Origin of the sequence: Microbacterium sp. K24 (genome assembly GCF_004794465.1) — a bacterium.
Classification (GTDB): domain Bacteria; phylum Actinomycetota; class Actinomycetes; order Actinomycetales; family Microbacteriaceae; genus Microbacterium.
The window spans coordinates 14,506-32,407 of the sequence record NZ_SSDJ01000128.1 but is presented as its reverse complement, the minus strand read 5'-3'; the positions used below and the strand labels follow the sequence as shown (position 1 = coordinate 32,407).

Here is a 17,902-nt window from a genome sequence, read left to right as displayed (position 1 = left end):
GTGGCGGATGCGGCGGGTCGGCCGGCCCGACACCGCTGCATCCGCCGCGGGAGCGCCGGGGCTAGGCCCGGCGGCGCCGACGGATCACGACGAGCGCGAGACCCGCGGCGAGCAGCAGCAGAGCTCCGATCAGGAACGGCGCGCTGTCGGCACCGGTGCTGGCGAGGGAGTCATCGCCGACGTTCCCCTGTGCGGTCGCCCCACCGCCGGGCTGAGCCCCCGGCTGGCCTTCGCCGGGCTGTCCTCCGCCCGGTGCCGCTGTCACGGTGATCGTCGCACTCGTCTCCGCACCGGCGGGGTCGATCACGACGATGCTGTGCACTCCCGGCGCGGTTGCGGCAGGGATGGTCACGGCGAGGCGGAAGGCTCCGGTCCCGTTGCTCGTCACCGCGCCGATCGGCACGGGCGTCGATCGCAGCTCGACGCGCAGCGCGGCATCCGGAGCGAATCCGTCGCCCTGGATCGTGACGCTGCCGCCCGCGACCACCGACGACGCACCGAGCTCCACGGTCGCCACGGGCTCCGGCTCGGGTGTGCCGCAGCCGTCGTCGCAGATCGAGAAGTTCGCCAGCACGGCCTTGTGGTCCGACGGCCACACGGCGTCGGGGGTGAAGATCTCGTCGGCGCTGTCATCGACTACGCGCTCGTTGCGCACGATCGTCGACTGCGGCCCGACGACGGTCGAGCCGTCGATCGAAAGTCGCTCGTCGGGCGTCGCGAGGATGTAGTCGATCCGGTCGCGCTCATCGGCCTCGGGCGCCCAGGTCAGCGACGATGTCGGGAACAGCGCGTTGTCCGAGGGCCAGGTGAATCCGGGGTTCGCCGCCGGATCCGGGTGCACCGTGCGGAACGCGTCGACGAGGCCGCCGTCGAGCAGCGTCTGCGTCGTCTGCCACGGGATGACGACCCCGTTGTGGTCGAAGAGATCGGCGGTCGCCGCGGTCCAGTCCTGCGAAGGCGGCTCGTTGAAGTCGCCGCCGACGACGGCGATGCGTCCGGCGCTTCGCTCGGCGTCGATGTCGGACACGAGTTCGGCTGCGGCATCCGGTCGACCCGACTGCGCGTTGGCGGCGAGGATCTGCTCGACGTCGGTCACCGGTGCGTCGAGCTTGTCCCAGGTGTCCCAGCCCTCCGGCCAGTCGCCGTGGATCTCTCCTCCGTAGCCGCGGGGCAGGTACGTCGTGTACCAGCGGTATTCCAGGTGTCCTCCGTAGACGACGACCTCGGTGCCGTTGACGTCGATCACAGCCTTCGACCACCAGCGGCCGACGGTGTCGGTCGACACGATCGGATAGCGCGAGACGATCCCGGTGTCGGTCGCGGTGAGGTGGTCGTAGCCGAGCAAGGCGGAGACCTGGGACGGCGCGTCCCCGACCTCGGGGAGAAACGTCACATCCGCATCGGTCTGCTCGATGATGTCGGCGATCTGCTGCGCACCGTCGGCCACCTGCGTGCCGCCGTGCCAGACGTTGAAGGTGAGCACGTTGAGCTCGCTCACGCCGTCGACCGCGGGCTTGGGTTCGGCGGGCGGATGCGGCGGTTCGGTCGCGGGCGCCGTGACGGTCAGGTCGATCGGACCGGCGAGGATGCCGTAGCCGTCGTCTTCGAGCAGGTAGATGTCGTACTCGCCCGCGCCCATCAACGCCGTGTTCCGCGTCCAACCGTCGCGGGACGACGGGCCCCAGGTGAGGTCTCCGTTCGCCTCGGGCACGTACCGCCAGTCGAGCGACGCGGGGCCTCCCGGGGTCGCGCCGTCGCGGTAGATGCCGACCCAGTTCCGGTCGTGCACGGACTCCCCCGCGTCGAACGAGATCGTGACCGTCTCGTCGGTGCGGATGCTCGTCGCGTCGATCGACAGGGAGGAGTCTGCGGCGTGCGCGGCGGGAGCGATGAGGACGCCGGCGAAAGCGATGCCGGCTCCGAGGAGTGCGAGGAGCGTCCTCCTCGATCGAGGGGTACGGGGAGTCATTGCAGGGAAGTCCTTTCGGCGCTGGTTCGCGGCGACGATAGGAGCGTCGGATGGCCGGATCATGACGGCCCGGTGAACGGGCGAGCGGATGCCGCGGAGAGAGGTGGTTACCAGATGGATTCCGGCGTGGTGCGGGGTGGGTCACCTCGGTGGCGGCGACCGATCGCCGTGGGGGCGCGGGAGTGTGGGCGAGTGGCGGTCGGGGGTGTTCTGTGGAGGAGGGATGAGGCCTGCAGATATCGCAAAATATTTCTCTGATCTGGGTTATTACGGGGCTCGAATGTCGGTGGCCCCTGGTTGGATGAGGGCATGAAGAACACCACGGAACATCTGGAGCAGGTCACGGTCGACCTGCGGGAGATGCTGCGTGCGGACCGGGTGCGGGTGCTCCCGGATGACGGGAAGATGGACCTTCTCCGGGCTGTGGGTGAGGTGCAGCGGCTGTTGGACGCTGTGGTCGTGGAGACGATCGCGGCCGCCGATGCAGGGTTCGCGGGGTCGTTCGGGTGCGTGTCGACGAACGAGGTGCTGCAGCGGGTGCTGCGCACGGATGCGGCCGGAGCGGGACGGATGGTGCGGGCGGGGAAGGTCGTGCACCGGCAGACGGAACTCACCACGGGGGCACCGTTACCGGCGTTGTGGCCTCAGCTGCGGGACGCCCTCCTCGACGGGGTCGTCGGGGTGGCCGGGTTGCTGGCCGCGACGGGACCGGTGGAGCAGGCCGGGCGGCGGATCAGCCCCGAAGACCGGTTACGGGCGGACGAGGTTCTCGCCGGGTTCGCCCGGGGACTGATCGCCGTCGACCACGAAGCGGATGCTGATGCTGGCGTCGCTGATCAGGACACCGCCCCGGCGGCGACGCCGGAGGATCTGCGGGTGCGGGCGCAGCTGATCGTCGCCTACCTCGACCCTGACGGTGCCGAACCCGCGGAAGAGATCGCGCAACGCGGGCGGGGTGTGACCCTCGGTCGGGCGAAGAACGGTCTCATTCCGCTGCGCGGTGAGCTGCTCCCGGAAGTGGCCGGACAGTTGCGGCGCATCTGGGACGCCTACCTGAACCCCAAGGTCGACGGGCCACCCCTCCCCGGCGTGCACTTCCGCCCCTCTGACGGGTCCGGCCCCGACGACGCGTTCTCGCCGGTCGGCGATGGCGATGCCGATGCCGATGCCGATGCCGATGCCGGCACGCTGCCGGCCGGGGATTTCACCGGGTTGGTCGATACCCGCACCCGGGCGCAGAAGCAGCACGACGCCCTCGCCGCAGCCCTCGGGATCGCGGCCCGCCACGACGACATGCCCCGCCTCGGCGGTGCCGCCCCGACCCTCCTCGTCTCCGTCACCGCGGAGGACTACGCCACAGGCCGGGGGTGGGCACACGTCGACGGGATCGACACCCCTGTCACCGTCGGCACCGCCCGGCACACCGCCTGTGGGGGCGGGGTGCAACGGGTGCTGTTCGACCCCGAAGGGCGCATCATCGGCATCGGATCCACCGACCGCATCTTCACCGTCCACCAACGACGAGCCATCACCCTTCGGGATCAGGAATGCCTGATCCCCGGGTGTCACGTCCCCGCATCATGGTGCGAGATACATCATGTCCACGAGCACTCCCGCGGCGGCCCGACCCGCACGGACAACGGCGTCACCCTGTGCTGGCATCACCACCGCACCCTCGACACGTCTGGATGGGAGATCCGCATGAGCAACGGGATCCCCCAAGTCCGCGGCCCCGCCTGGTGGGACCCCCACGAGCGCTGGCGCACCCCGCACCACCTCCTCACCGGCAGCCCACACCAGCGAGCGGGCTGAGCGACAGCCGGCTGCGCGTCACAGCACCGACCGCGTCCCGCCACGTGCATGAGTGCGCTCTGCGCCGGGCGCGTGACGAGCCCGTCGCGACACGACACCCCGTGGACGACTCAGGCCGCGCCGTAGTCCGGGAGCTCCTGCAGGGTCCAGGTGTTGCCATCGGGGTCGTCGAAGCTGACGAAGCGACCCCAGTCCAGGTCCTCGACGCCGCGCGCCTCGACTCCGACGCTCTGCAGATGCGCGAGTGCCTCGTCGGCATCGGGCACGACGACCTGGATCGTGTTCTGCTGCCCCGGCTCGAGTTCGATGCCGAGCCCGGTGCCGAACGCGATCGAGCAGGCAGACCCGGGCGGAGTCATCTGCACGAAGCGCATGCCCTCGAACGGACTCTGGTCATGATCGGCGTTGAAGCCGATCTTCACGTAGAAGTCCTTCGACCGGTCGACATCCGACACCGGCACGAAGATGAGTTCGATCTTCCAGTCCATCACGCACTCCTCCTGGCGGGCGCCGTCGCCCATCCGCGACCCACGGTACGACCGACCGCAGACACCGCGCCAGTATTCTGCAAGACCGGGCCTCTCAACCCGCGGGAAGAAGTGCCCCCTCGAAGAACTCCGAGAGCTCACCGATCCCGTCCAACGGCAGGATCGCGGCGACGTACTGATCGGGGCGCACCACGATCACCACGCCATCACGCGACAGCTCCCGCGCCTTGAAGATGTCGGTCTCGGTCCATTTGGAGGGGCCTGCGGCGTAGACCTTCTCCCAGTCGGTGAGGCCCAGCGGACCGGTCTTCGGCTGGAAGAGCTCGGGCACCGTCGTGACCTCGAGCTCCTCGTACGGCTGCTGGTAGACGGCCTTCACGTCGAAGACCGCGTCGACGTCGGCATCCGACGGCGTGAAGCGGGCGAACAGCGGTGCGGCGGCATCCGCCCACTCCGCCAGCGCCTCGCCGGTCCGATCGCCGAACGCGTACACGCGCCACCGGCCGTCCGCCTTGGCGTGGTGCCCGAGGTGCACGACGTTGCCGTCGCCGACGCGGATGACCTCGGCGGACTTGAACCGCTTGCCGAGCGGGTATCCGCCGGCAAGAGCCTGGTGCGCGTCCGAACCCGTGATCATCGACGCGGTGTACTGCGTCATGAACCCCGACGGGAACTCCGCCGTCGCCAGGTAGTAGGTCGCCAGCTCGCCGGGGTCGGAGATCTCCTCGGGCTTGCGCGCCATCAGCGACGACCACTCCCGGTCGAAGTCGATCAGCTGCTGGGCGACCGGACGCCGTTCGGCGCCGTACGTCGCGAGCAGCGCCTCCGGCGCACGCCCGGTGAGGACTGAGCCGAGCTTCCATCCGAGGTTGAAGCCGTCCTGCATCGACACGTTCATGCCCTGACCGGCCTTGGCGCTGTGCGTGTGGCAGGCATCGCCCGTCAGGAACACCCGCGGGGTGCGTCCCGAATCGTCGAGCACGTCGTCGAAGCCGTCGGTGACGCGGTGTCCGACCTCGTACACGCTGTGCCACGCGACCTGCTTCACGTCGAGCGTGTACGGGTGCAGGATGTCGTTGGCCTTGCGGATGATCTCCTCGATCGGCGTCTGCCGCACCCGGTGGTCGTCATCGTCCGCGACCTCGCCGAGATCGATGTACATCCGGGACAGGTAGCCGCCCTCGCGCGGGATGTGCAGGATGTTGCCCGCCTGCGAGTTGATCGCACACTTGGTGCGCCAGTCCGGGAAGTCGGTGTTCACCAGCACGTCCATGACGCCCCACGCATGAGCGGCGCTGCCGCCGACGTGGGTGCGTCCGATGGCCTGACGCACGCCGCTGCGGGCGCCGTCGCAGCCCACCACGAACTTCGCGCGGACGATCTGCTCCTCACCGGCTCGCTCCCCCGCCGCATGGCGCACACGGACCTCGACGGGGTACTCGCCCTCGTCGTGTACGGTGAGGCCCTCGAACTCGACGCCGTAGTCGGGCGCGATGCGGCCGGGACCCGTCGCGGCCGCCTCGGCGAAGTAGTCCAGCACACGGGCCTGGTTCACGATGAGGTGCGGGAACTCGCAGATGTCGTAGGCGTAGTCCGCGGTGCGCGCGGTGCGGGTGATCTCGCGCGGGTTCTCGGGATTCGGGCTCCAGAAGTTCATCCACCCGATGTTGTACGCCTCGGCGACGATCCGCTCCGCGAACCCGAACGCCTGGAAGGTCTCGACGCTGCGCGGCTGGATGCCGTCGGCCTGACCGAGCACGAGCCGCCCTTCGCGCTTCTCGATGATGCGCGTGGAGATGTCGGGATACTGCGACATCTGGGCGGCCAGCAGCATGCCGGCAGGACCCGAGCCGACGATCAGCACATCGACGCTCTCGGGGAGCTCGGTCGGCCGGTCGAGTCCGGTGCCGGCCGCATCCTGCACGCGGGGGTTGCCGGAGACGTAGCCGTGGTGGTGGAACTGCATCGTCGTCGATTCCTTCCGGACATCACTGTCGGGTCTTGCGTCACTGCCTCGTATGTTCTATATTCGAACAGGCAGTTCTACTATTGAACACATCGTATGCGCGACTCGCGCCGAACACAAGGGAGCCCCATGCCCGACGGTGCAGCCCCGGCATCCCAGACGCTGAGCCGCGGCATCCGCATTCTCGAGATCCTGGCCGACGCGCGGCATCCGCTCACGATCGACGAGATCGCCGCGGCGCTCGGCGTGCACCGTTCGATCGCCTACCGCCTGCTGCGCACGCTCGAAGACCACAGACTCATCGGACGGGACCCGGCCGGCTCCGTCAGCCTGGGGGCGCGCATGGCCGCCCTCGCCGCCGGTGTCGCGCACGACCTGCAGGCCGAAGCCCTTCCCGAGCTCACCGCCATCGCGAACGAACTGGGCATGACGTGCTTCCTCGCCGTGCTCGACGCGGACGAGTGCATCACCCTCGCCAGCGTCGAACCCCGCCACGCGGTCGCGAGCGTCGCACAGCGACCGGGCGCCCGGCACTCGGTGACCGTCGGCGCCCCCGGGAAGGCGATCCTCGCGCAACTCCCTCCGGCGGAATGGCCCTCCGGCACCTCCCCCGCACTGCACGCCGAGGTCGACGCCACCCGGCTCCGCGGATACGGCACCAGCCACGACGAGGTCATACCGACCGTGAAGGCGGTCGCGGTGCCGCTCGCGCTGCGTGGGCACCGTCCGGCCGCGATCGCCGTCGTGCACGTCGCGGCCGACATCGACGACGCGGCGATCGCCGCCCGCCTGCAGCACTCGGCAGCGGCCATCCGCGACTCGCTCGACGGCTGACCCCGCGCGCAGCACTCCGGTCGCACTCCGTGCTGCTCATCACGACGATGAGCGGCAAGAAGTGCGACCGGAGCGCGAAACGGGCGTCAGGCCTTCGCGAGTCCGCGGATCGGGCTGACCGACTGCTCGTCCTCGTGATCCGGACCGAGCGGGATGCCGGAACGGTCGCGCAGCAGCAGGGTCGCGATGAGCCCGAGCACGGTCATGCCGGCGAGGTACCAGGTGACCGCCTGGGTCGACCCGGTCGCCTGCACGATCGCCGTCGCGATGGTCGGAGCGAATGCGCCGCCCGCGATCGCACCGATCGCGTACGAGATCGAGACGCCCGAGAAGCGGATGCTGGCGGGGAAGAGCTCCGTGTACAGCGCGGCCTGCGGGCCGTAGGTGAAGCCGAGCCCGATCGTGAGCAGGGCGAGTCCGGCGAACAGCAGGCCGATCTGCCCGGTGTTCACGAGCGGGAACAGGGCGAAGACGCCGATGAGCTGCAGCACCCAGCCGATGATGTACGTGGGGCGACGGCCGATCCGATCGCAGATCCACCCCGCCAGCAGCGTCGTCAGCAGCCAGGTGACCGCCGAGCCCGCGACGGCCCAGAGCACGGGGCCGCGCTCGAGGCCGATCGGACCCTCCGGGTTTGTCGCGTAGCCCTGGATGTATCCGCCGGTCGTCATGTAGCCGACCGCGTTGTTGCCGGCGAAGACGAACGCGGCGATGATCACGAGCAGCGCGTGCTTGCGGAACAGCTGCACGATCGGCATCCGCGCCTTCTCCTTGCGGGCCGCGAGCTCGGTGAACACCGGGCTCTCCTCGACCTTGCGGCGCACGTAGTAGCCCACGAGGATCAGCACGACGCTGAGCAGGAACGGCACGCGCCATCCCCACTCCGCGAACTGGTCGCCGGGCGCGATCGCGGTCATCAGGGCCATGACGCCCGAGGCGAGCAGCAGGCCCAGCGGCACGCCGATCTGCGGCGACGCCCCGAAGATGCCGCGCTTCGTGCGCGGCGCGTGCTCGACCGCCATGAGCACGGCACCGCCCCATTCGCCTCCGGCGGAGATGCCCTGGATGATGCGCAGCAGCACCAGCAGGATTGGCGCGGTGACCCCGATCGTCTGATACGTCGGCAGCAGGCCGATCAGCGCGGTCGCCGCGCCCATGAGGATCAGGGTCCACATCAGGACCGTCTTGCGACCCAGCTTGTCGCCGAAGTGTCCGGCGAGGAACGCCCCGAGCGGACGGAAGAGGAAGCTGACGCCGACGGTGGCGAACGCGATCAGGGCGCTGTTGGCTCCGAGCGGCTCGAAGAACAGCTGGCCGAAGACGAGTCCGACCGCCGTGGCGTAGATGAAGAAGTCGTACCACTCGACGGTGGTCCCGACCACGGTGGCGAAGACGACGCGGCGCCGATCGGCCGCCGTCGCGATGGTTCCGGTGGGCGTGAACCCAGCCTGTGACTGCCCGCTCATGGGGTGTCTCCTTTGATTGTGACTGCATTGTCACGGCGTGCAGGGACGTGAATCCCGAAGTGCTTGCCGAGGGGTGAACCGATGATATATGATTTCGAATACGACGCACAAGGCGTCTCGCACCACATCGCAGACGAGCGCAGAGAGGCGCACCGTGACGGCAGACATCACTCGCCCCGGCAAGATCATCGCGATCCACCTGAGCTACGCGTCCCGCGCAGATCAGCGCGGGCGACGCCCGGCCGCCCCCTCCTACTTCTTCAAGCCGGCCAGCTCGGTCGGCGTCTCCGGAGGCACGGTGGAGCGCCCCGCGGGCATCGAGCTGCTCGCCTTCGAGGGAGAGATCGCGCTCGTGATCGGCACCGCCGCCCGCCGAGTGCCTCTTGCCGACGCCTGGGCGCACGTCGGATGGGTCACCGCATCGAACGACCTCGGCCTCTACGACCTGCGGGCCAACGACAAGGGCTCGAACGTCCGCTCCAAGGGCGGCGACGGCTACACGCCCCTCGGTCCGGAGCTCATCGACGCCCGCACCGTCGACCCCGCCGCCCTGCGCGTACGGGCATGGGTGAACGGCGAGCTGCGCCAGGACGACACGACCGCAGGGCTCATCTTCCCGCTCGCGCAGCTCGTCGCCGACCTGTCCCAGCACTTCACGCTGGAGCCCGGTGACGTGATCCTCACCGGCACCCCGGCCGGATCGTCGGTGATCGTCCCCGGCGACGTCGTCGAGATCGAAGTGGATGCCCCGGATGCCCCGGGCGCCCCCTCGTCGGGCCGACTGGTCACGACCGTCACGCAGGGCGAGGTGCCCTTCGACGGCGAGCTCGGATCGCTTCCCGCCGTCGACGATCTGCAGCGCACCGAGGCATGGGGCTCGGCGGAAGCCGCCGGGCTGGCACCCGCCGGCGCGACGACCGAAGGCGGCCTCTCCCCCGAACTCCGCGCCAAGCTCCTCGAGGCGCCGACCGCCGGCCTCTCCGCCCAGCTGCGCAGACGCGGCCACCATTCCTGCTTCATCGACGGGGTCGCGGCGAACATCGCCGGCGCCAAGATCGTCGGCACCGCCAAGACCCTCCGCTTCGTGCCGTTCCGCGAAGACCTCTTCGCGAGCCACGGCGGGGGTTACAACGCCCAGAAGCGGGCGTTCGACGCGGTGAACGAGGGCGAGGTCATCGTGATCGAGGCCCGCGGCGATGCCACGACCGGCACGCTGGGCGACATCCTCGCTCTGCGCGCCCGCACCCGCGGGGCGGCCGGAGTGGTCACCGACGGCGGTGTGCGCGACTTCCATGCCGTGGCCGAGATCGGTCTCCCCGTCTTCTCGCAGGGCGCCCACCCCTCGGTCCTCGGCCGCAAGCACGTGCCGTGGGACGTCGACGTCACGATCGCCTGCGGCGGCGCGACCGTGCAGCCCGGCGACATCATCGTCGGCGACGGCGACGGCGTGGTCGTGATCCCGCCCGCACTCGTCGAGCAGGTGGTCGACGACACGCTCGCCCAGGAGATCGAGGACGCCTGGATCGCCGAGCAGGTCGCAGCGGGGCATCCGGTCGACGGACTGTTTCCGCTGAACGCCGAATGGCGTGCCCGATACGACGCCGCCACCGGCGCGGAGGAAGCGCGATGAGCACCACCGCCGTCAGCAAGTCCGAGGTCGCGTACGACTGGATCCGCTCGCGCATCACCGCACGCATGTTCAGCCCCGGCTACCGACTGGTGCTCGGATCGATCGCCGACGACCTGAAGATGAGCGTCGTTCCGGTGCGCGAGGCCATCCGGCGCCTCGAGGCCGAGGGTCTCGTGACCTTCGAACGCAACGTCGGAGCGCGCGTGACGCTCGTCGACGAGAGCGAGTACGCCCACACCATGCAGACCCTCGGCGTCGTCGAGGGCTCGGCCACCGCGCTGTCCGCCCCGCTGCTCGACGACGCCGCCCTCGACGAGGCCGCCCGCATCAACGAGCGGATGGCGCAGATGCTCGATCACCTCGATCCGCACGCCTTCACCGAACTCAACCGCCAGTTCCACTCGGTGCTGTTCGAGCCGTGCCCGAACCCGCACCTTCTCGACCTCGTGCACCGCGGATGGTCTCGGCTCTCCGGCATCCGCGATTCGACCTTCGACTCGATCCCCGGTCGCGCGCAGCACTCCGTCGAAGAGCACACCGAGATCCTCGAGCTCATCCGGGCGGGCGCCGATCCGCTCGAGATCGAGCTCGCCGCCCGCAACCACCGCTGGCGCACGATGGACGCCTTCCTCGATGCCCTGCACACCCGTTCCGCCCAGACCACCGGAGGCCTGTCATGACCGATTCGCGCATCCCCGCCGACCTGCCCGACCACATCCAGCACTACATCGACGGTGCGTTCGTCGATTCGGTCGACGGCGACACGTTCGATGTGCTCGACCCGGTGACGAACAAGACCTACACCACCGCCGCCGCCGGCAAGAAGGCCGACATCGAGCTGGCCGTCGCCGCGGCGAAGCGCGCCTTCGAAGAGGGGCCCTGGCCGCGGATGCTGCCGCGCGAGCGCTCCCGCGTGCTGCACCGGATCGCCGACATCGTCGAGTCCCGCGATGCGCGCCTCGCCGAGCTCGAATCGTACGACTCCGGGCTGCCGATCACGCAGGCACTCGGCCAGGCCCGTCGCGCCGCCGAGAACTTCCGCTTCTTCGCCGACCTGATCGTCGCGCAGTCCGATGACGCCTTCAAGGTGCCCGGACGTCAGATGAACTACGTCAACCGCAAGCCGATCGGCGTCGCGGGTCTCATCACGCCGTGGAACACCCCGTTCATGCTCGAGTCGTGGAAGCTCGGACCCGCCCTGGCGACCGGCAACACGGTCGTGCTGAAGCCCGCCGAGTTCACGCCGCTGTCGGCATCCCTCTGGGCCGGGATCTTCGAAGAGGCCGGACTCCCCCAGGGGGTCTTCAACCTCGTGAACGGCCTGGGCGAGGACGCCGGGGACGCGCTCGTCAAGCACCCCGATGTTCCGCTGATCTCCTTCACCGGCGAGAGCTCCACCGGCCAGCTGATCTTCGGCAACGCGGCGCCGTTCCTCAAGGGTCTGTCGATGGAGCTCGGCGGCAAGTCCCCCGCCGTCGTCTTCGCGGATGCCGACCTCGAAGCCGCCGTCGACGCCACGATCTTCGGTGTCTTCTCCCTCAACGGCGAGCGCTGCACCGCCGGTTCCCGCATCCTCGTGGAGCGCTCGATCTACGAGGAGTTCGTGGAACGGTACGCCGCGCAGGCGAAGCGCGTGAAGGTCGGCTACCCGCACGACCCGGCCACCGAGGTCGGCGCGCTCGTGCACCCCGAGCACTACGAGAAGGTCATGAGCTACGTCGAGATCGGCAAGAGCGAAGGACGCCTCGTCGCCGGCGGCGGCCGGCCGGAGGGCTTCGAGGAGGGCAACTTCGTCGCCCCGACGGTTTTCGCCGACGTCTCCCCCGATGCGCGCATCTTCCAGGAGGAGATCTTCGGCCCGGTCGTCGCGATCACGCCCTTCGACTCCGACGAGGAGGCGCTGTCGCTCGCGAACAACACGAAGTACGGTCTCGCCGCGTACATCTGGACCAACGACCTGAAGCGCGCCCACAACTTCGCGCAGGCGGTCGAGGCCGGCATGGTGTGGCTGAACAGCAACAACGTGCGCGACCTGCGCACACCGTTCGGCGGTGTGAAGGCCTCCGGACTCGGCCACGAGGGCGGCTACCGCTCGATCGACTTCTACACCGATCAGCAGAGCGTGCACATCACGCTCGGCCCCGCCCACAACCCGACCTTCGGCAAGAACTGACCCGCCGCTCTGATCTGCAAGGACGCTGACATGACCGATCGCGAAGACATGACCCTGACCTCTGCCGGCTACTACGTGTCGCAGGAGGCGCCGATCCGCACGGACAACCCCGTCGCGACGCCGCAGAGCACCCCGCCCGACATCCTGCGCTGCGCCTACATGGAGCTCGTCGTCACCGACCTCGCGGCCTCCCGCCAGTTCTACGTCGACATCCTCGGGCTGTACGTGACCGCCGAAGACGACGAGGCGATCTACCTGCGCTCCACCGAGGAGTTCATCCACCACAACCTGGTGCTGCGCACCGGACCCGTCGCCGCCGTCGCCGCGTTCTCGTACCGTGTGCGCACCCCGGAAGACCTCGACCGCGCCGTCGAGTTCTACACCGAGCTCGGCTGCGACGTGCGCCGCAACCCGGACGGTTTCGTGCAGGGCATCGGCGACTCGGTGCGCGTGGTCGATCCCCTCGGCTTCCCCTACGAGTTCTTCTTCCAGGCCGATCACGTCGAGCGGATGTCGTGGCGCTACGACCTGCACATCCCGGGCGAGCTCGTCCGTCTCGACCACTTCAACCAGGTCACCCCCGACGTCCCCCGCGCTGTCGCGTTCATGCAGGACCTCGGCTTCCGCGTGACGGAAGACATCCAGGACGACGAGGGCATCGTCTACGCCGCATGGATGCGTCGCAAGCCGACCGTGCACGACACCGCCATGACCGGCGGCGACGGGCCCCGCATGCACCACGTCTGCTTCGCGACGCACGAGAAGCACAACATCCTCGCGATCTGCGACAAGCTCGGCGCCCTCCGTCGTTCGGATGCGATCGAGCGCGGCCCCGGGCGCCACGGCGTCTCGAACGCGTTCTACCTGTACCTGCGCGATCCCGACGGCCACCGCGTCGAGGTGTACACGCAGGACTACTACACCGGAGACCCGGACAACCCCGTCATCACCTGGGACGTGCACGACAACCAGCGCCGCGACTGGTGGGGCAACCCGGTCGTGCCGAGCTGGTACACCGATGCGAGCCTCGTGCTCGATCTCGACGGCAACCCGCAGCCGGTCGTCGCCCGCACCGACAGCTCCGAGATGGCGGTCACGATCGGCGCCGACGGCTTCTCGTACACGCGTGCCGACGAGGGCGAGAAGAAGCTGGGCAACCAGCTCTGAAGGAGGAGGACGGATGCTGTCGCAAGAAGCAATCGCAGAGATCGCGGCCGAGCTCGCGGAGGCCGACCGCACGCACTCGGTGATCCCGCGCATCACGGCGCGCTACCCGGGTGCCGTGATCGAGGACTCCTACGCGATCCAGGGCGTATGGCGGGACTCGCAGATCGCCGCGGGCCGCCGGCTCGTCGGACGCAAGATCGGCCTGACCTCCAAGGCGATGCAGCAGGCGACCGGCATCACCGAGCCCGACTACGGGGTGATGTTCGACGACACCGTCTACGAGTCCGGCGCCGAGATCCCGGTCGACCACTTCTCGAACGTGCGCATCGAGGTGGAGCTCGCGTTCGTGCTGAAGCATCCGCTCGAGGGCCCCGACTGCACGCTCGACGACGCCCTCGCGGCGATCGACTACGCGGTCCCCGCGCTCGAGGTCCTCAACTCCCATATCGAGCTCGAGGGCCGCACGATCGTCGACACGATCAGCGACAACGCGGCGTACGGTGCGATGGTGCTGGGCACCGAGCGGCGACGTCCGGACGAGATCGACCTGCGCTGGGTGCCCGGCGTGCTGTCGCGCAACGGCGAGATCGAGGAGACGGGTGTCGCGGCCGGTGTGCTCGGGCATCCCGCGACCGGCGTCGCGTGGCTGGCGAACAAGTTCCATCAGCACGGCGCGCGTCTGGAAGCGGGAGAGATCATCCTGGCAGGATCGTTCACGCGCCCGATGTGGGTGTCGCGCGGCGATGACGTGCTGTGCGACTACGGACCGATGGGAACGATCGAATGCCGCTTCATCTAGACCCGTCCTTCCGCGAGCAGCTCGCCTCCTCCGACCGGGCGCTGATCGGCATGTGGGCCTGCTCGGGCAGCGCGCTCGTCACCGAGGTCGCCGCAGGTTCCGGCCTCGACTGGCTGCTGATCGACATGGAGCACTCGGCGAACACGCTCGAGTCGGTGCTCGTGCAACTGCAGGTGGCTGCCGCCTACCCGATCACTCCGGTGGTGCGGGCCCCCTCCAACGACACGGTCGCGATCAAGCAGATCCTCGATCTGGGCGCGCAGAACCTGATCGTGCCGATGGTCTCCTCGGTCGATGAGGCGCGCGCGGCCGTGTCGGCCACCCGCTACCCGCCGGAGGGCGTGCGCGGCGTCGGCAGCGCGCTGGCCCGCAGCGCCCGCTGGAACCGCGTCGACGGCTACCTGCAGGAATCCGCACGGCACACCTCCTTGACGGTGCAGATCGAGACGGAAGCCGGAGTCGCCGCGGCGGCCGAGATCGCCGCCGTCGACGGCGTCGACGCGGTGTTCGTCGGCCCCTCCGACCTCTCGGCATCCATGGGTCTTCTCGGCCGGCAGACGCATCCCGACGTGGTCGCCGCCGTCGAGAGGGTCTTCGCCGCGGTGAAGGCCGCGGGAAAGCCCGTGGGCGTGAACGCCTTCGATCCGGTCGCCGCCGACGCCTACCTCGCCGGGGGCGCGGACTTCGTGGCCGTCGGCGCCGATGTGGCGCTGCTCGCCCGCGCATCCGAGGCCCTCGCCGCCCGCTTCATCGCGACCGAGGCACCCGAACGCGCCAGCTACTGACCCACTGCTTTCGAATCGCCTGAATTGTCGCTTCGATGCGTGATTCGCGGCCAGTTGCGCGATTCGAAAGCGATCACGCGTGGAAGGATGGCGGGATGCACAGATGCGTGGCCGCCCGATGAACCGCGGACTCGCCGCCATGAAGGACCGCAACTTCCGCTGGTTCTTCCTCGCCCGGGCGATCACGATGATCACGGGGTCGATGTCGTCGATCGCGCTCGCGTTCGCCGTGCTCGAGATCGACAACGACGCCCGATCCCTCTCGTTCGTGCTCGCGGCGTTCACGATCAGCAACATCGTCTTCCTGCTGTTCGGCGGTGTGGTGGCCGACCGCCTGCCGAGGGCGCTGATCATCCAGACCTGCTACGTGATCGACATCCTCACGATCGGCGCGATGGCGGCGCTCCTGTTCACCGGAACCGCGACGATCCCCCTGCTGGTCGTGCTGTCGATCGTGAACGGCGCGTCGAGCGCGTTCGTGCTGCCGGCCATGCAGGGGATCATCCCGCAGCTCACGACACCGGAGAATCTGCAGCAGGCGAACGCCATGCTGTCGTTCGTGCGCTCGGCCGTGACGATCGGCGGGCCGGTCATCGCCGGCATCCTGGTCGCCACGGCGGGTCCCGCGTGGGCGATGGTGGTCCAGGCGCTCGGCTGGCTGCTCGCCATCCCGGTGCTCGCGCTCGTGAAGCTCCCTCCCCCCGGCCACGCCGGCGGAACCACGATGTTCCATGATCTGCGCGTCGGCTGGCACGAGTTCTGGAGTCGATCGTGGTTGTGGACGGTCGTGCTCGCCTTCATGGTGATGAACGCGATCCACGTCGGAACCTGGGGCGTCGTCGGTCCGTACATCGCGAAGAACAACGACCTGCTCGGCATCGCCGGGTGGGGCTGGGTGGTGAGCGCCGAGGGCGTCGGCGTGCTGCTGATGACCCTGATCCTGCTGTGGTTCCCGCTGAAGCGTCCGCTGCGCTACGGGATGATCGGCATGGCGGCCTTCGCGATCCCGGTCACAGTGCTCGGCGTGCATCCTGCCGTCGTGCTGCTCGTGATCGCGGCGTTCATCGCCGGGGCCGGCGCCGAGGTGTTCAGCACGGGCTGGAACCTCGCGATGATGGAGAACGTGCCGGGTGACAAGCTGTCCCGCGTGTACAGCTACGACATGCTCGGCAGCTGGGTCGTGATGCCGATCGGCACGCTGCTCTTCGGCTGGCTCATCACGCAGGCGGATGCCGCGACCGTCCTCGTCGCCTCGGGCATCGTGTACGCGGTGGTCGCCCTGGTCACCCTGTTCGTGCCGAGCGTGTGGCGCATGGGACGGCCGGCCGGCATCCTCTCGGCACGCGGCTGACTCTGGCGTATTCATAGCAATCCGGGCAAGACTGGGGGCATGACCTTCGCCGCGCTCCAGCCCCTCGCCGACCGTGCCGCCCTGTTCACCGCGCTCCGCCAGGACGCTCTCTCCGCCGCCGCCGACGCGCTGGGTGAGCACCGCTGGGATGCGGACATGGCGGCCGGCACCATCACCTTCACGGCGAACGCCGACCCGTCGCGGCAGCTCGTGACGCGGGCGCACCTGATCGCGACGATCGCACCGGGACCCCGCTCGATGCTGTGGGCGTGGGCGCACCCGCAGGGCGACCCGCAGGGTGTCGCCGCGCAGCTGCGTGCGTACGGAGCGGAGCACGGCCTGGTCGACCTGACCACGCCCGAGGTCCCGTTCCCCGCCGACGCCGCCGCAGATGAGGCGTGGATCGCCCAGGCGGCGCACGTCGTCGGCGGTGTCGCGGTCGAGCTCACCGGACGCTCGCCCTACTACTCCGCTCCGGTCGGCGGCGGCACCCGCGCGGTGTTCCTGCTCGACGCGCCACTCGCGCCGCTCACCGTCTCCGACGCGGTCATCGCGCTCCCCCGCATCCTCTCCGGCCTCGCGCTCCCCGACGCGCGCACGGCCGTCTGGGATCTCGCCCGGCTCGCCGCGTGGACGCTGACCTGGACCGATGCGGCCTTCTCCGGCGCCACGGTCGTCGACGCCTCGGGTTCGGCGACGTTCCGCTTCGACGAGCAGGCACGCATCAGCGGGATCGAAGGCACGGTCGGCGGAGCCTGAGCGCCTGCGCGCCGCGGGGTGCGGCAGCGCAGCACCTGTGGGATTCTGGTCGCATGAAGAACGGAATCGTCCGGTTCGTATCGCTGTACGTGTTCAACGTCGCGGTCCTGCTGCTGATCGGTCTGCTGCTCCGCGGCGTCTCCGTCGGATGGAACGCCCTCTGGGCCGCGATCATCCTGACGCTGGCCGCGCTGTTCGTGAAGCCGCTGCTGCGGAGCGCCTTCCGCAGGTCCGCGGCGAAATCGGCCTCCACCCGCACCAAGACCGGCGAGAAGGTCGTCCAGTACGTGCTCGTCTACGTGGTCGAGCTGATCGTGTGGGTGCTCACGGTGTGGCTGAGCGGCGTGCGCTCGTCGAGCTTCTGGGGCTACGTCATCCCGCCGCTGATCCTGCTCCTCGGCTGGGTCATCTACGACCAGATCGACGACAAGCTCCACGCCAAGGCGGGCGAGCTGTACGACGTGGTCCAGGCGCGGGTGAAGGGCGGCGGCGCGAAGCCGACGGCATCCGCTTCCTCCCCCGAGACGCCGGAGACGACAGCCGCCCGCGACGAACTCAAGGACGGCCTGACTCCCGAACAGCGGCGGATGCTCGACGAGCTCGGCTGAGGCACGACAGAAACCTCGCAGAACGACGCGAACCTCGCAGGAGATCGGCTGATCCCTGCGAGGTTCGCGTCGTTCTGCGGATTAATGCGGACGGA

15 protein-coding genes are annotated in these 17,902 nt (G+C 69.3%); 11 read left to right on the top strand and 4 right to left on the bottom strand.

Annotated features, from left to right (window positions below; translation table 11 throughout):
- Window positions 1–61: 61 nt before the first annotated feature.
- Window positions 62–1,969 carry an endonuclease/exonuclease/phosphatase family protein gene (locus DW306_RS13215; RefSeq protein WP_168429327.1) on the bottom strand — a complete coding sequence of 636 codons (1,908 nt, stop codon included), beginning with the start codon at window positions 1,967–1,969 and terminating at the stop codon, window positions 62–64.
- A gap of 309 nt (window positions 1,970–2,278) precedes the next feature.
- Between DW306_RS13215 and DW306_RS13210 the strand changes: the two genes are divergently transcribed.
- Entirely contained in the window at window positions 2,279–3,781 is a 1,503-nt protein-coding gene (locus DW306_RS13210; RefSeq protein WP_136056058.1) for an HNH endonuclease signature motif containing protein, read from the top strand.
- A gap of 110 nt (window positions 3,782–3,891) precedes the next feature.
- Here the strand turns inward: DW306_RS13210 and DW306_RS13205 are convergent, their stop codons facing one another.
- Window positions 3,892–4,269, bottom strand: coding sequence for a VOC family protein (locus DW306_RS13205; RefSeq protein WP_136056057.1), 378 nt, complete (start codon window positions 4,267–4,269; stop codon window positions 3,892–3,894).
- Window positions 4,270–4,363: 94 nt separating this feature from the next.
- Window positions 4,364–6,235, bottom strand: a complete 1,872-nt coding sequence (locus DW306_RS13200) for an FAD-dependent monooxygenase (protein WP_136056056.1) — start codon at window positions 6,233–6,235, stop codon at window positions 4,364–4,366.
- A gap of 129 nt (window positions 6,236–6,364) precedes the next feature.
- On the opposite strand from DW306_RS13200, the gene DW306_RS13195 reads away from it, so the two are divergent.
- Window positions 6,365–7,069, top strand: a complete 705-nt coding sequence (locus DW306_RS13195) for a helix-turn-helix domain-containing protein (RefSeq protein WP_136056055.1) — start codon at window positions 6,365–6,367, stop codon at window positions 7,067–7,069.
- A gap of 86 nt (window positions 7,070–7,155) precedes the next feature.
- Here DW306_RS13195 and DW306_RS13190 read toward each other — a convergent pair whose 3' ends face one another.
- Entirely contained in the window at window positions 7,156–8,535 is a 1,380-nt protein-coding gene (locus tag DW306_RS13190) for an MFS transporter (protein ID WP_136056054.1), read from the bottom strand.
- 88 nt (window positions 8,536–8,623) lie between these two features.
- On the opposite strand from DW306_RS13190, the gene DW306_RS13185 reads away from it, so the two are divergent.
- From DW306_RS13185 to DW306_RS13145, 9 genes are all read left to right on the top strand, one after another.
- Window positions 8,624–10,165: a fumarylacetoacetate hydrolase family protein gene (locus DW306_RS13185; RefSeq protein ID WP_136056053.1), complete on the top strand. Its 1,542-nt coding sequence runs from the start codon at window positions 8,624–8,626 to the stop codon at window positions 10,163–10,165.
- The gene (locus DW306_RS13180) at window positions 10,162–10,845 is read left to right on the top strand and encodes a GntR family transcriptional regulator (RefSeq protein ID WP_136056052.1); all 684 of its coding nucleotides are present in this window, start codon (window positions 10,162–10,164) and stop codon (window positions 10,843–10,845) included. The genes DW306_RS13185 and DW306_RS13180 overlap by 4 nt, the downstream gene beginning before the upstream one ends.
- Window positions 10,842–12,338, top strand: a complete 1,497-nt coding sequence (hpaE, locus tag DW306_RS13175) for a 5-carboxymethyl-2-hydroxymuconate semialdehyde dehydrogenase (RefSeq protein WP_136056051.1) — start codon at window positions 10,842–10,844, stop codon at window positions 12,336–12,338. Before DW306_RS13180 ends, hpaE begins: the two co-directional genes overlap by 4 nt.
- A 30-nt stretch (window positions 12,339–12,368) precedes the next feature.
- A complete protein-coding gene (gene hpaD, locus DW306_RS13170) occupies window positions 12,369–13,505 on the top strand; it encodes a 3,4-dihydroxyphenylacetate 2,3-dioxygenase (protein WP_136056050.1) in 1,137 nt (378 codons plus the stop codon).
- Between the two features lie 13 nt (window positions 13,506–13,518).
- Window positions 13,519–14,304: a fumarylacetoacetate hydrolase family protein gene (locus DW306_RS13165; protein ID WP_136056049.1), complete on the top strand. Its 786-nt coding sequence runs from the start codon at window positions 13,519–13,521 to the stop codon at window positions 14,302–14,304.
- Window positions 14,289–15,089 carry an HpcH/HpaI aldolase/citrate lyase family protein gene (locus DW306_RS13160; RefSeq protein WP_136056048.1) on the top strand — a complete coding sequence of 267 codons (801 nt, stop codon included), beginning with the start codon at window positions 14,289–14,291 and terminating at the stop codon, window positions 15,087–15,089. Before DW306_RS13165 ends, DW306_RS13160 begins: the two co-directional genes overlap by 16 nt.
- A gap of 103 nt (window positions 15,090–15,192) precedes the next feature.
- On the top strand, window positions 15,193–16,440 hold the full coding sequence (locus DW306_RS13155; RefSeq protein ID WP_136056047.1) for an MFS transporter: 1,248 nt from the start codon (window positions 15,193–15,195) through the stop codon (window positions 16,438–16,440).
- Window positions 16,441–16,479: 39 nt separating this feature from the next.
- On the top strand, window positions 16,480–17,199 hold the full coding sequence (locus DW306_RS13150) for a DUF6882 domain-containing protein (RefSeq protein ID WP_136056046.1): 720 nt from the start codon (window positions 16,480–16,482) through the stop codon (window positions 17,197–17,199).
- Between the two features lie 53 nt (window positions 17,200–17,252).
- The gene (locus DW306_RS13145) at window positions 17,253–17,807 is read left to right on the top strand and encodes a hypothetical protein (protein WP_136056045.1); all 555 of its coding nucleotides are present in this window, start codon (window positions 17,253–17,255) and stop codon (window positions 17,805–17,807) included.
- Window positions 17,808–17,902 lie beyond the last annotated feature (95 nt).